Genomic DNA, 14,125 nt, shown 5'->3' on the forward strand with positions numbered 1-14,125 from the left:
TTTTTGTTTTAATTATTTATATTTTAAATATTCTTCTTTTTTGATACACTTACGTATTCCAGTTTTTCCCATTATCAGAGAATAAACTGGCTCACATCCTGATTAACAACAATCTCAGAAAGTGCTTCCTTGACATAGGCCTCATCCACAACCACATGCTTTTCCTCCAGATCAGGTGCATCGAAGGAAAGATTTTCCAGCAGCTTCTCCAAAATAGTGTGAAGGCGACGGGCACCTATATTTTCATTCTGGTTGTTTACATCGCAGGCCAGCTTTGCCAGACAATCAATAGCCTCATCGGTAAATTCCAAATCGATACCTTCAGTCCCCATAAGAGCCTTATACTGCTTAATAAGGGCATTCTGTGGCTCAGTGAGAATCCGCTTGAAATCTTCCTTGTCCAAGGAAGTAAGCTCCACGCGAATTGGGAAGCGGCCCTGAAGCTCCGGAATTAAATCAGATGGCTTGGAAGTGTGGAAAGCACCGGCGGCAATAAAGAGTATATGGTCAGTCTTTACAGGACCATACTTGGTCATTACAGTGGAGCCTTCAACGATTGGCAGGATATCACGCTGTACGCCGTCACGGGCCACGTCATGATTACTGCCATGACCACCGCTGGAGGCCACCTTGTCAATCTCATCAAGAAATACGATACCGCTGGTTTCTGCCACCTTTACGGCTTCCTCGGTAACCTCTTCCATATCAACAAGCTTCATGGCTTCTTCCTGCTGGAACAGCTTACGGGCTGCCTCCACAGTAACCTTACGCTTTTTGTGCTTCTTTGGCATCATGCTGCCAATAATATCCTGAATATTGTCACCCATTCCCTCTAAAGAAGAACCCGCAAACATACCCACCATTGGCTTATTGTTATCCTCAATATCAATTTCAATCATCTTGTCTTCGTACTCACCGGCCAGGAGCTTTTTACGGCACCATTCACGTCCTGCCTGGTACTGCTTTGGTTCCTCATCAGAATTCCCCTCGGCTTCCTCATCATTGGAGCTGCCAAAGAGCTGACCAAATGGATTCACCACAGATTTCTTTGGCTGTGGCACCATAACATCAAGAATTCGCTCCTCTGCCATTTCCGCAGCCTTCTCCTGTACCTCCTCCAAACGGGAAGAACGTACCATACGCACGGAGGTCTCAGCCAAATCGCGGATAATAGATTCCACGTCACGGCCTACATAACCAACCTCAGTAAACTTGGTGGCCTCCACCTTAATGAATGGAGCCTTTACCATTTTGGCCAGACGGCGGGCGATTTCAGTTTTTCCCACACCTGTGGAGCCAATCATAAGGATATTCTTTGGAATAATATCATCCTTCATGCTTTCGCTGTCAAGCTGACGGCTGCGCCAACGATTTCTAAGAGCAATCGCCACAGAACGCTTGGCTGCCTTCTGCCCTACTATATATTTATCTAATTCCTCAACAATTTGCTTTGGAGTCTGTTCATTCATTTATAAATTCCTCCGTATTCGTAATATTAGTCCAATTCTTCAACCTTGATATTATGGTTGGTGTATACACAAATATCTGCAGCAATGGTAAGGGCCTCCTTGGCAATTTCCGCAGCAGACAGCTCGGTATGCTTTACTAGGGCACGGGCTGCGGAAAGGGCGTAAAAGCCGCCAGAGCCAATGGCTCCTACTTCACCATCCGGCTCAATAACCTCGCCATTACCGGAAATCATTAAGAGGTTTTCCTTGTCTGCCACCAGAAGGAGGGCCTCCGGCTTGCGAAGTACCTTGTCTGTGCGCCATTGCTTGGCCAGCTCTACGGAAGCTCTTGGAAGATTTCCGTTATAGGCCTCCAGGGTTGCCTCAAATTTTTCAAAAAGGGTAAAGGCGTCAGCCACAGAACCGGCAAATCCAGCCAGCACCTTGCCATGGTACAGGCGGCGCACCTTTCTGGCACTTGCCTTCATTATGGTATTCTGACCAAAGGTAACCTGGCCATCACCGGCGATGGCGGTTTTGCCGTTATGCTTAACTGCAACTATGGTAGTCGCATGAAATTGTGTTTCCATTTATTTCTCCTTTTTTGCAGTGGCTATTAGTTTTTGCTCAGCTTCGTCACTAAAAGTATTTTTTGTTTATAACTAGCAGCAAGAAAAATCCAAACTCGCTCCACCCTTACAGGACTGGCTTCGTGTCGCTCAAACAATGGATATTTCCTCGCTGTGTAAGAACACAAAAAATCCTTTCTTTACGTTCCGAAGCCTAATGCAAAAACATAATAGCCACATGCAAATCACAGCTTTAACAATAATTCATCAAAATGATGCTCTAAATACCTTGTTTAAATTCTTCCAGCGTCGTCAAGGCCCGCTCAGCGATGCGCTGTTTTTTGAGCTTCTTGTCACGGATTTTTTCCTTTATAGGGGACATGATGCCAAAGTTTACGTTCATTGGCTGGAAGTGCTTTGCAGGGGCAGTAGTGATGTAATGGCACAGGGAACCATGGGCAGTTTCCTGTGGGAATACTACCGGCTCCAAGCCTTTACAAATACGGGCTGCATTTATGCCGGCCACTAACCCGGAGGACGCGGATTCCACATAGCCCTCAACACCTGTCATCTGCCCCGCAAAGAAAAGGTGGTCGTTATCCTTGAACTGCATGGTAGGCCGCATAGTTTCCGGGGAATTGATAAAGGTATTTCTGTGCATTACCCCATAGCGGACGAATTCTGCATTTTCAAGTCCCGGAATCATTCCAAATACGCGGCGCTGCTCCGGCCATTTCAGATGTGTCTGAAAGCCTACAATATTATAAAGTGTACCATCTGCATTGTCCTGACGAAGCTGTACCACTGCATAGGGCAGCTTGCCATCTGCAGGATTTTCCAACCCCACGGGCTTTAATGGTCCAAAAAGCAGGGTGTCTTCACCACGGGAGGCCATTTCCTCCACTGGCATACAGCCCTCAAAAAATTTTTCCTTTTCAAAATTATGGGTAGGTGCCTTCTCGGAATTAACCAGCTCTGTCCAGAACTTATGGTATTCTTCCTTATTCATGGAGCAATTAATATAAGCCGCCTCACCCTTGCCATAGCGGGAAGCCTTCCAGGCCTTGGTCATATCAATTGACTCCAGAGTAACTATTGGTGCAGCAGCATCATAGAAATAAAGATACTCCTGTCCCATAAGCTCCCCAATTTTTTCTGCCAGCTTGCCTTCTGTAAGAGGGCCACTTGCAACAATGGTAACTGCATTATCTTCATAGGGAATTTCTTCCAGCTCCCTATGAATGACGTTGATTAATGGATGATTGGTTACCTTTTCGGTAATGTAACGGCTGAAGCCCAAACGGTCCACAGCCAAAGCCCCACCTGCCGGAACCTTGGTGGCGTCAGCAGCCTCCATGATAATGGAGCCTAAACGACGCATTTCCTCCTTAAGAACACCTACAGCATTTTCCAGCCCAGCACCACGAAGGGAGTTGCTACAAACAAGCTCCGCAAACAGATCAGTCTTGTGTGCCGGTGTATTCTTTACCGGGCGCATCTCATATAAATCAACCTTTATACCTCTGCTGGCAGCCTGCCAGGCAGCTTCACTGCCTGCCATTCCAGCGCCAACTACGATTATTTTATCCATTCTGTTCCTCTTTTGACTTTTGGGCCTCCTCTGCCTTTTGGGCTTTCTTGGCCTGCTTTAAAAGCTCCTTGTTTATCGGATGGTCAATTCTGGTCTTGCAGTCTGCATTATAGCAATATACCAATCCACGACCATTTCTGTAATAATGCTTCAGCTGCAGTGAACCGCACTCAGGACATGGCTCTGGAATTGGTGCATCCCAGCTTACAAAATCACACTCCGGATATTTGTTGCAGCCATAGAAGCCCTTACCACGACGGGATTTACGCTCCACGATATGGCCGTCACATTTAGGGCACTTTACGCCGGTGTCCTTCAAAATTGCCTTGGTATTACGGCATTCAGGGAATCCAGGACAAGCAAGGAACTTGCCAAAACGCCCCTGCTTAACCACCATCATGCGGCCACAAATATCACATGGCACATCAGAAACCTCCACTGGAAGCTCTACATGGCCAATGGCCTCGTCAGCCTTCTCCAGGGTCTCTGCAAATGGCCCATAAAATTCGCGAAGGAGATCTGTCTTGTCCATCTTGCCTACGGCAACGCTGTCCAGCTTGCCCTCCAAATCAGCGGTGAATTTGGCATCTACAATATCCTTAAAATATTCCTTCAGCATATCCACCACAATATCTCCCAGCTCAGTTGGCTGGAAGGATTTGCTTATACGCTGTACATAACCACGTGCCAATATGGTTTCGATAATTGGAGCATAAGTGCTTGGTCGGCCAATCCCCATTTCCTCCAAGGTCTTAACCAGAGAGGCATCGTTATAGCGAGGTGGTGGCTCAGTAAAGTGCTGAACAGGATTAACCTTAAAGAGGTTAATCTCATCACCTATAGTCATATCTGGCAGAATTACATCCTTGTCATTGGTATCTGCCATGGTATAAACGGCTGTAAAGCCGGCAAATTTCATCTTGGAGCCAGTGGACTTCAGAGTAAATTCTTCCTTAACATCCTTGGCCTTACCGTCATTTTTAATGGTAACAGTAAGTCTGTCAAATACAGCCGGTACCATCTGGCTGGCCACAAAGCGCTGCCAAATGAGCTGATACAGCTTAAACTGGTCCTTGCTGAGATATTTTTCAATCTGCTGTGGTACCATCATGGCACTGGTAGGGCGAATGGCCTCATGGGCATCCTGGGCCTTCTTCCCAACGGAGTAAACATTGGCTTTGGCGGGATAATACTTTTCGCCGAAGTTTTCAAGTATATATTCCTTGGCCTCCTGCTGTGCCTGCTCTGAAATACGCACGGAATCAGTACGCATATATGTGATAAGACCTACAGGGCCCTTGCGTCCTAAATCAATACCTTCGTAAAGCTGCTGTGCCACCATCATGGTGCGCTTGGATGTAAAGCCCAGCTTTCTGGCAGCATCCTGCTGTAGACTGGATGTCGTAAAAGGTGGTGCCGCCTTGCGGGAGGTCTGACGTTCCTTGATGTCGCTTACCTTCCATTTGCAGGCTTCCATTTTCTCCTGAATAGCTCTGGCCTGGTCCCCTTTGCTAATTTCCAGCTTTTTACCGTTAACCTGGGAAAGCTCCGCCTCAAACTGAGGAGAAGTCCCCTTTTTCAGCTTGGTGCCAATTGTCCAATACTCTACAGACACGAAGTCCTTTATTTCCTTTTCACGGTCGCAAATAAGCTTTACAGTAACTGACTGTACACGACCGGCACTAAGGCCCTTTCTGACCTTACGCCAAAGAAGTGGGCTCAGCTTGTAACCCACTATACGATCCAGCATGCGGCGGGCCTGCTGGGCATCCACCATATCCAAATTGATGGAATGGGGGTCCTTGACAGCTGCCTGAATAGCTGGCTTGGTTATTTCATTAAATACAATACGACAGTCAGAATTACTGTCGATGTCAAAGATATGTGCCAAATGCCAGGCAATGGCCTCGCCCTCACGGTCCGGGTCGCTTGCCAGATATATTTTATCAGCCTTCTTGGCTTCTTTTTTCAATTCCTTTATCAGATCACCTTTGCCACGGATGTTAATATACTTTGGCTCAAAGTTATTGTCCACATCTATAGCAAACTGACTCTTTGGCAGGTCCCGGAGATGCCCCATGGAGGCCTTAACCACATAGCCTTTGCCAAGGTAACGCTCAATGGTCTTGGCCTTGGTAGGAGACTCCACCAATACCAGAGTGTTCTTGGTGTCCTTGGTTTTCTTGGACTTGGCAGTGGTCTTTTTGGCAGTTTTCTTGGTGGTCTTTTTGGCAGCAGTTTTTTTGGCTACTGTTTTCTTTTTCTTTACGTCTTCATTTTGCGTTGCAGTCACAAAATGTCCCCCTTTATTTACTTACATACAAATGAGCCTCATTACTCTTTATTATCCCCCGTATTTCCAACTGGAGCAGCAAAAAGGCTACGCTGGCAGGGTCGCCGCCATGCAAATTGTATATGATCTCATCAACTGATAATGGTCTGTCAGGAGTAAGAAGGCTGTAAATACGCCTTTCTTCCTCTGATAATGCAAATTTCTTTTCCATATTATCATTTTTTGCTGATAAAGTCTTGTTTTTTATAAAATCACCGTACTCTGATATTATATCGCCAATGTCAAGTACCAGCTTGGCGCCCTGCTGAATCAGCTTATTGCAGCCAATACTTCCTTGGGTAAAGATACCACCAGGAATGGCAAATACATCACGATTTTCCTTAAGGGCATAGTCCGCAGTGATAAGAGCACCGCTTCTTTGGGCCGCCTCCACAACAAGGGTGCCACTACACATGCCGGCAATAATTCGGTTACGGGCTGGAAAGGTATACTTGGTGGGCTGGGTACCTGGTAAGTATTCAGAAATAACCGCCCCCCTCTCAGTTATTTCTTCCAATAATTTTATATTGGAACGTGGATAGGCCACATCCACTCCACAACCCAGAATGGCTTCCGTTATACCCCCAACAGATAATGCCCCTTTATGGCTTTCAGTATCCACCCCATAGGCCGCACCACTGACAATGGTTATTCCCAAGGAAGCAAGACCGGAGGAAAATCTTTCAGACACCGCTCTGCCATATGGGCTTATTTTTCGTGAGCCCACCATGGCAATGCTGGGCTGAGTATTATCTAAGTGACCTCTGTAAAATAAAATGTGGGGTGGTTCGAAGGTTTCCTTCAATAAAGTAGGGTACTCCTCATCCTCCTGTGATACCAGCTTAATGTGCTGCTTATGGCATATATCCGGCAGTGTTTCCGGATAGGAGGAATTGTCCCGACGAAATTGCAGGAAGCTCTCCAGTTTATTTTCTGTTAAGAGGTTGGTATGGGCCAGCTCCTTTTCTGATGCCTGCCAGATAGCTGCACCAGATTTAAAATTATCCAAAAGTTTGGCTAATATAGTACTAGTCATTCCTGGGATATTCTGTAAAACTGATAAATAATATTTTTCCATGGTTCTCTCCACTTATTTTTTTCTGAATTATATCTATATTGTATAAAATAATTAATAGATTGTGAAGTGTTTAGTTGTTATATAAAGTGGAACTAATGATTTGAACAATTAGGTTCGGTGCGTTAATAAACTTTTTGTTGCTCAACCTTAGTATTAGTGGAAAAAATCATAGTTCCACTTATATAAAAAAGACAGACTACAATAATTGCAGTCTGCCGAAAAATATTATTTAATTTGTAAACAGCTTATCCCAATATGCGTAGAGAATCATCAGGAACACCAATATTAAGATGATTACATCACCCATAATTAATCCACATCCTCAAGTCTTGGGTTATCACTATATGCCCGGCCTGCCTTTGCACATGGCTTGCCGTTAACCAAAACGATATCAGCGGTGAAGTCCGCATTAGTGGCAAAAATATTGCTGCCCACAGCATATACATCTACAGGAACATTATTAGTCTCAAAGAGACGAATACGCTCAGGATTGAAGCCACCAGAAACCATGATTTTCACATGATTGAAGCCCTCAGCATCCAGTGCTTCACGAACATTTCTTACCAGCTGCTCGTTTACGCCGGTTGGCTTGAAATGGCCCATCTGACCGATAAGAGACTTGTCCACCATCTTGTCAGAGGTATCAAGGCGCACACCATAGAGCTTGTCACCCAGGGCACGAGCCACCTTCAGGCTGGTGCCTACACAGTCATTGTTGAAATCCACCAGGGCCACACGACCGATTTTAGGATCGATGTATTTATCAAACATCTCAGTAGCCTTAAGGGTATCTCCTTCACAGGCTGCAATAAGAGCATGAGGAATGGTGCCTGCTGCTTCAATTCCCCAACTAATGGCGTTAGCAGGTGTGGAAACATTAGTCATGCCACCGATCTTAGCTGCATAGCCGTCCCCCTTTTGAACTGCATAATGGTCAAAACGGGATGGGAAGAACAATACAGGCTTGCCGTTGGCTGCCTCCACTGCCTTGGCACAGTTGGTTGCCACCTTGGTCTGGCGGGCAATAATACCAAGATATACAGTCTCCAAATGGCTGAAATCAGCCAAATCTCCTTCAATAGTCATAACGGTCTCCCATGGCTCGATTTTATCGCCATCATGGAGAGCGCGAAGCTTGATTTTTTCCGGATGATAGGCACAACGCTTAATAAGGGCAATGGCCTCATCTATACCGCAGAGGGTGGCATAATCACGCTGGAAAATCTGCATGGTTACAGTTGGATGATAGTCAGCATGATTGAGAATCTCCTGAGTACGGAGAAAATATATGTCACTATACAGTCCGCTCTTAATCTCGTCTACCGGAAAGTCAAAGCTTTCTGGATTAAGCCGCTTCTTTGTCATAAAATATGCCTCCTAAGTTCCCTATGTTATCTAATACTTTATTATGATACAATGAAAAGGTTAATAAACGCAAATAAAAATAAGGAGATTTTCCCATGGAAAGCCATATTATAACTTTATCCCCCTTATCCTCCAATGATATTGAAAAGGAACTGCAAAGCATCCAGGCTTCTGCACGAGGTATAGAAATAATGAAGGAAAAGCTGATTTTCCGTTGCTTCAGAATAACTGATGTGGATACCAGAGCAGCCAACATTTTAAAGCAGACCATGCTTAGTCAGGGGGCCGAGGCAGCCGTTTCCGCAGGTACGGTAAATTTAAGTGCCAGCCACACGGATGTAATTATCGGCGCCACCCTGCACCAGCTCAGAAATGCTGTAGCTCGTCTCAAGGAGCAGCCCTGGGGATTAAAGGACATTGCCCATCAAATTGAAAAAGAGTATTTGTAATATTATATCTTTATTTATATCCTTTTAGGCAGGAATTAAAATTCCTTTGGCGAATAAGTACCTATACGACAAAATATTCCAAAGGAGTTGATTTATGTGGCAAAAATCAGAATAAACAATATGATGTTTTATGGATTCCACGGTCAGTACGAGTATGAGCGTGAGCAGGGCCAGAAATTTTACTTTGATGTGGAAGTAACCACCAAGAACGACAAGGTTGTGGATAGTGATGATATGGCAGACACCATTAACTCCAGTGCCATTTATTCCATAGTAAAGGAAGCAGTAGAAAACAAGAAGTTCCATGTGCTGCAGGCTCTGGGGGGACATATTGGCGACAAGCTGATTGCTCACAGTGACGTGGTGGCTGAAGTTAAGGTTACCATCCGCAAGCAGTATGTGCCTATCTCTGGTGCCTTGGACTGCGTAGAAATCGAAGTCATCCGCAAGGCACAATGATTTAATAATTTTGTATATGCAAAGGACCTGTACCGTGGTGCAGGTTCTTTTTATTGCGATAATTGAGTCTTTTAAGCGTCTTATTTTTTTAACGAGGAAAATGGAATTAAGACAAAAAAAGACGGAGCACTAAGCTCCGCCAAATAGAAGTTTTAAATTACTCTGCGTGCGCCGATGTAGCATGAACCCCAGTAACCACTGTACAGGGAATCTACAGCAACACCACGGCTGGAAGATGCATTGATGAAGGAACCATCGCCGAGATAGATACCAACATGGGATGCACCATAATCGTAAGTGGAGAAGAATACCAAATCGCCTGGGATTAACTCACCACGGGATACTGGCATACCGACCTCATACTGTGCATCTGCAGTGCGTGGAAGGTAAATTCCGGCATTTGCAAATACATAGCGTACATAACCAGAACAATCGAAACCACTTGGGGAAGTACCACCGAATACATAAGGTACACCAATGTAGTTCATTGAATTGGCAATGATACGGCGGGAAATGGAGTTAAAGCTACGGCTTACCTGTGGCATCTCTCTACCCATCAAAGCAGAATAAGTAGAAGGGCCAACAAGACCATCAGCGTCAAGCCCCTGGTTTCTCTGGAACATCTTAACTGCTTCTACAGTAGCTGGTCCAAAGTCACCGTCAGCGGCAACATCATATCCAAGGTTAGCTAACTGACCCTGGATCTCTGCCACCTCACTTCCCTGATCTCCCATACGAAATGCTGTCGCATTGCACACGGAAAAAACGCACACAAACATCATGGATAGCGCGAAAATACGCATAAACTTACCCAAAAAGACACTCCTCTCTCTATGCGCCTACGAGGTTAGCTGTCGGGTTAGGGTTGAGAAAGACTACCCTTTAAGATCCACTTGTGCAGCATCCGTGCTGCAACAGCTGATTTTCATTCACCCCAAAAATTTGGTTCCCCCGCTCCATGGGCTGGATTAGGCTTTTTATAGATATATATGCCCATTATATTAGATTGTAAAAATGCTATGAGTGATCAATAAGCCGAGTTCTGTTCCGCCGAAGCGGTGACAATCATTTATCTGGACTGCCAGTTGCCTGACAGCTCTAGCGACACACCCGGAAGGTCAGCGGGCCGCCTCATACCCTTCCCTATTCGGTCTTGCTCCATGTGGGGTTTATCAAGCCAGCCAGTCACCTGACTGCTGGTGCGCTCTTACCGCACCTTTCCACCCTTACCTGGCGAACCAGGCGGTTTCCTTTTCTATGACACTTTCCCTAAGGTCACCCTCGCTGGACGTTATCCAGCACACTGCCCTGTGGAGCCCGGACTTTCCTCAAACGAAGTAAATCGTCAGCGATTGTCTTTCACGCTCATAACACGATAATTATATCATTCTGAAAAAAAGGTGTCAAACCACATAGGACAAAATTGGTCATATAATGGTTACGTTTTGATTATCTTTTGATATTATTGACCAACTCATGTATTTTTTGTTCGATATTATCAGACTGCGTTATATCGGTAACTACAGCCATATTTTTAGCTCCATGTTCCCATACATGAAAAATATTTTGAGTTTTTATGCCACCAATTGCTACAAATGGCACAAGAGAATTTTGAGCTGCATACTCAACGTAGGAAAAGCCCACGGGCTCAGCAGTGGCCTTGGTTTGAGTAGCAAAGACAGGACCGACTCCCACATAATCTATCATATCTTTTAAGCGGTTTGCTGCCTCTAATTGGTCCGGGTTATGGGTCGAAAGTCCGATAACCATGTCTTTCCCCACGATTCGTCTGACAACTTCCACAGGCAAATCATCCTGCCCCACATGAATTCCGTCAGCTTCCACAGCAAGGGCCAAATCCACAAAATCATCAATAATAAATGCCGCCCCATATTCACGGGTGAGCCTTCGAAGCTCCACACATTCCCTGTAACGGGCCAGACCACTCTTTTCCTTTTCACGATACTGTACAAAGCGGATTCCAGCTTCCAGCATAGCCTTTACCACTTCATAGTTGCTTCGCCCCAATGATGCTTTTTCTGCTGTAATTCCGTAAATAGGGAAGCTCTTAAATAGCTCCATGGTTTCCTGTCTTTTCATAATCAGCCTTCTTTCCCGCCAACTACCTTAAAGAAATCTTCGGATATATTATCCTCACAAACCTCCACATCAGCCTCCTGTTTCATGGAGGCCAGCTCCTGACGAAGATATTTCGCCACGGCCTCTACCATGGGAAATTCAGTGGCAAAGTGGCCGGCGTCAATAAGATTAATGCCCTGCTTTACAGCCTGTTGGGCTTCATGATACTTAATATCGCCGGTTACATACACATCGGCCCCCTTAAACACTGCCTTGCTTATAAATTCAGCACCGGCACCACTGCAAAGGGCCACCTTTTTCACCATATCCTTACCGCCCTTCACAAGACGCACATGATGACATCTAAGAGTATCACACAGCATTTTGGAAAATGCTTCTATGGACATGGGCTTGGAGAGATAGCCAATTCGTCCTAAACTGTCCCCAGTTTCGGGATCTGTAAGGGCAAGTCCTTCTACCTTTTCCAGATTCCATAATTGTGCCAGAATATCATTACAGCCTCCCTGGGCAATATCCAGATTAGTGTGGGCAGAATACACGGCAATGTTATGGGACAATATTTTTTGAAGCATTTCGCCATCATAGGTATCGGTTCTAATGCTAAGAAGTCCCTTAAAGAGCATCACCGGGTGATGGGATATGATCATATCCGCCCCAATCTCAATGGCCTTGTCCACCACTGGCTGACTAACATCAAGACACACCAAAAGCTTACTTATCTCCTGCTCCGGATTTCCCAGCTGAAGGCCGGGATTATCCCAGTTCTCTGCCAGCTTTTTGGGAGCCAGCTTTTCCATAATCCCCATTATAGTCTGACACTTCATAAAGTATATTCCTCCAACAGCTTCATTCTGACTTCAATCTCTGTCAGCTTGTCCTTGGTGTTACTGCCACCCTTTTGAAGACCCTTACGGATTTTATCCAGCTGATCAATATTGTTTTGAACATGGTCCGCAAAAAGCTCCGGGCGTTTTTTTATAAGGACGGGGCCCAATATAAGCTCCGGCTCTGTAAGCATTTTTTCCTTCCCTTGGACAGCCTTTATTATCTGATATACCCTGCCATCAACCTTGGATAGCTTCTCATCCTCTATGTGCCAATTATGGTCATAAAGCCAGCCCCTAAGATATTCAAAGCCATTTTGTGGCTGCAGCACCAGGCATTGCAGCTTGGCTGTTACATCAGGCTGTGCCTCCAGGATATCTGCCTCCAGCTTGCCCCCCATGCCAGCGATACAGACAGTATCCACCTCACCGGGAGTCAGGGCAGCCAGTCCGTCACCCTGACGAACCTCTATAGAGTCACTGAAACCAGCCTCAGAAATAGTGCGCCGAGCAGCCTGGCATGGGCCTGCATTTAAATCTGCAGCTATTACTTTACGGGTGCTATTTATTTTTAAAAGCTCAATGGCCAGATAGCCGTGGTCAGTACCGATATCGGCCACACTGGAAGCCGGTGGAACAAAATCTGCCACAGCCTGTAAGCGGTCATCTAACATATTGTCACCTCTGATTTTTATTCATGGGCAGTGACTGGTGTCTTTCACGACGGTTTCGGTTCTAAAACTTTTTCTTGCTTTTATATAGTGTAAAAAATCATAACTCGCGTTGCTCAAACAGATGATTTTTTCCACTAATACTAAGGTATAGCAACAAAAAGTTTCTTAACGCACCGAAACCTAATTGTTCAATCCACCAGTCCCTGCCCTTCTAAAGCATAAAAAGGGGACGGCATATGTCCGTCCCCTTGATATTTAAATATTCTTAGTCCAAAAAATCCTTGAGCTTTTTGCTGCGGGTTGGATGACGCAGCTTCCTCAGGGCCTTGGCCTCAATCTGACGGATACGCTCACGGGTTACACCGAAGCTCTGCCCAACCTCCTCAAGAGTGCGGGCACGGCCGTCCTCAATACCGAAGCGCAGAACCAAAACCTTCCGTTCACGCTCGGTGAGGGTATCAAGTACCTCCGCCAGCTGCTCCTTAAGCATCATGAAGGATGCTTGCTCTGCTGGTGCTGGTGCGTCATGGTCCTCAATGAAGTCTCCAAGGTGGGAGTCCTCCTCCTCACCAATAGGAGTTTCCAGTGAAACTGGCTCCTGGGCTATCTTCATGATTTCCCGAACACGCTCAACGCTGATATCCATCTTTTTGGCAATCTCGTTAGGCTTAGGATCACGACCTAAATCCTGAACCAGCTGTCTGGTAACCCGAATCAGCTTATTAATTGTTTCCACCATATGAACCGGAATGCGGATGGTTCTAGCCTGATCCGCAATGGCTCTGGTGATAGCCTGTCTAATCCACCAGGTAGCATAGGTACTGAACTTATACCCCTTGGTATGGTCAAACTTCTCCACAGCCTTTATAAGACCCAGATTGCCTTCCTGAATCAAATCGAGGAAAAGCATCCCACGCCCCACATAACGCTTGGCAATACTTACAACCAAACGAAGGTTAGCCTCTGCCAGACGTTTCTGGGCATCCTCACCAAAGGCCTTGGCGGTATTCATGGCGATAATATCTGTCTTGGAAAGCGGCTCCACCTCAAGCTCAGCATAGCCTAATGCTTCATTATAATTGGTGAAGAGCTCACTGTCAAAGTCCTCCAGGCCGTCAATATCCTCCTTGTACTGCTCCACAATGGCATTTACACTGTCATTGTCCACATGAAGATATTTACGGGTAACATCATTGTTGTCCAGCTTCAGCAGCTCAGTCCACTCTGACAGTGGTC

The 14,125-nt window shown here is 45.7% G+C and carries 12 protein-coding genes, 1 other RNA gene, 1 pseudogene and 1 riboswitch; of the genes and pseudogenes, 2 read left to right on the forward strand and 12 right to left on the reverse strand.

The annotated features are described in order from the left end of the window. Positions 1-74 precede the first annotated feature (74 nt). The 6 genes from hslU to B6K08_RS01555 all read right to left on the reverse strand — a co-directional run bounded on the left by hslU (position 75) and on the right by B6K08_RS01555 (position 8,383). Complete coding sequence (gene hslU, locus B6K08_RS01530; RefSeq protein WP_027397497.1) at positions 75-1,469, reverse strand: ATP-dependent protease ATPase subunit HslU; 1,395 nt, start codon at positions 1,467-1,469, stop codon at positions 75-77. 26 nt (positions 1,470-1,495) lie between these two features. Then, positions 1,496-2,038, reverse strand: coding sequence for an ATP-dependent protease subunit HslV (gene hslV, locus B6K08_RS01535; RefSeq protein WP_080325211.1), 543 nt, complete (start codon positions 2,036-2,038; stop codon positions 1,496-1,498). A 259-nt stretch (positions 2,039-2,297) separates the two neighbouring features. Beyond that, positions 2,298-3,608 (reverse strand): methylenetetrahydrofolate--tRNA-(uracil(54)-C(5))-methyltransferase (FADH(2)-oxidizing) TrmFO, encoded by a 1,311-nt coding sequence (gene trmFO, locus B6K08_RS01540; RefSeq protein WP_039207808.1) that lies wholly within the window; start codon positions 3,606-3,608, stop codon positions 2,298-2,300. Then, positions 3,601-5,901 (reverse strand): type I DNA topoisomerase, encoded by a 2,301-nt coding sequence (gene topA / locus B6K08_RS01545; RefSeq protein ID WP_080325212.1) that lies wholly within the window; start codon positions 5,899-5,901, stop codon positions 3,601-3,603. The genes trmFO and topA overlap by 8 nt, the downstream gene beginning before the upstream one ends. Before the next feature lie 13 nt (positions 5,902-5,914). After that, positions 5,915-6,976, reverse strand: a complete 1,062-nt coding sequence (dprA, locus tag B6K08_RS01550) for a DNA-processing protein DprA (RefSeq protein ID WP_159446665.1) — start codon at positions 6,974-6,976, stop codon at positions 5,915-5,917. 351 nt (positions 6,977-7,327) lie between these two features. Continuing rightward, positions 7,328-8,383, reverse strand: a complete 1,056-nt coding sequence (locus B6K08_RS01555) for a nicotinate phosphoribosyltransferase (RefSeq protein ID WP_039207805.1) — start codon at positions 8,381-8,383, stop codon at positions 7,328-7,330. 95 nt (positions 8,384-8,478) lie between these two features. On the opposite strand from B6K08_RS01555, the gene B6K08_RS01560 reads away from it, so the two are divergent. Both B6K08_RS01560 and folB read left to right on the forward strand, forming a co-directional pair. Then, positions 8,479-8,832, forward strand: a complete 354-nt coding sequence (locus B6K08_RS01560) for a hypothetical protein (protein WP_080325213.1) — start codon at positions 8,479-8,481, stop codon at positions 8,830-8,832. A 96-nt stretch (positions 8,833-8,928) separates the two neighbouring features. Then, a complete protein-coding gene (gene folB, locus B6K08_RS01565; protein ID WP_080325214.1) occupies positions 8,929-9,291 on the forward strand; it encodes a dihydroneopterin aldolase in 363 nt (120 codons plus the stop codon). A 152-nt stretch (positions 9,292-9,443) separates the two neighbouring features. On the opposite strand, the gene B6K08_RS01570 is transcribed toward folB, so the two are convergent. The 6 genes and pseudogenes from B6K08_RS01570 to rpoD form a co-directional block, all read right to left on the reverse strand. Next, complete coding sequence (locus B6K08_RS01570) at positions 9,444-10,094, reverse strand: C40 family peptidase (protein ID WP_192828019.1); 651 nt, start codon at positions 10,092-10,094, stop codon at positions 9,444-9,446. A gap of 17 nt (positions 10,095-10,111) precedes the next feature. Continuing rightward, positions 10,112-10,276, reverse strand: a riboswitch (cyclic di-AMP (ydaO/yuaA leader). A gap of 31 nt (positions 10,277-10,307) precedes the next feature. Next, positions 10,308-10,659, reverse strand: an RNA gene (gene rnpB, locus B6K08_RS01575) — RNase P RNA component class A. 81 nt (positions 10,660-10,740) lie between these two features. Further along, on the reverse strand, positions 10,741-11,391 hold the full coding sequence (gene thiE / locus B6K08_RS01580) for a thiamine phosphate synthase (protein ID WP_039208401.1): 651 nt from the start codon (positions 11,389-11,391) through the stop codon (positions 10,741-10,743). Between the two features lie 2 nt (positions 11,392-11,393). Continuing rightward, on the reverse strand, positions 11,394-12,215 hold the full coding sequence (locus tag B6K08_RS01585; protein ID WP_039208405.1) for a Nif3-like dinuclear metal center hexameric protein: 822 nt from the start codon (positions 12,213-12,215) through the stop codon (positions 11,394-11,396). Beyond that, entirely contained in the window at positions 12,212-12,889 is a 678-nt protein-coding gene (locus B6K08_RS01590; RefSeq protein ID WP_039208409.1) for a tRNA (adenine(22)-N(1))-methyltransferase, read from the reverse strand. Before B6K08_RS01590 ends, B6K08_RS01585 begins: the two co-directional genes overlap by 4 nt. 265 nt (positions 12,890-13,154) lie before the next feature. Beyond that, a pseudogene (gene rpoD, locus B6K08_RS13915) lies at positions 13,155-13,880 on the reverse strand (RNA polymerase sigma factor RpoD); the annotation flags it as partial. Between the last annotated feature and the right edge of the window lie 245 nt (positions 13,881-14,125).

Origin of the sequence: Anaerovibrio lipolyticus DSM 3074, assembly GCF_900141865.1 — a bacterium.
In the GTDB taxonomy this organism is placed as follows: domain Bacteria; phylum Bacillota; class Negativicutes; order Selenomonadales; family Selenomonadaceae; genus Anaerovibrio; species Anaerovibrio lipolyticus.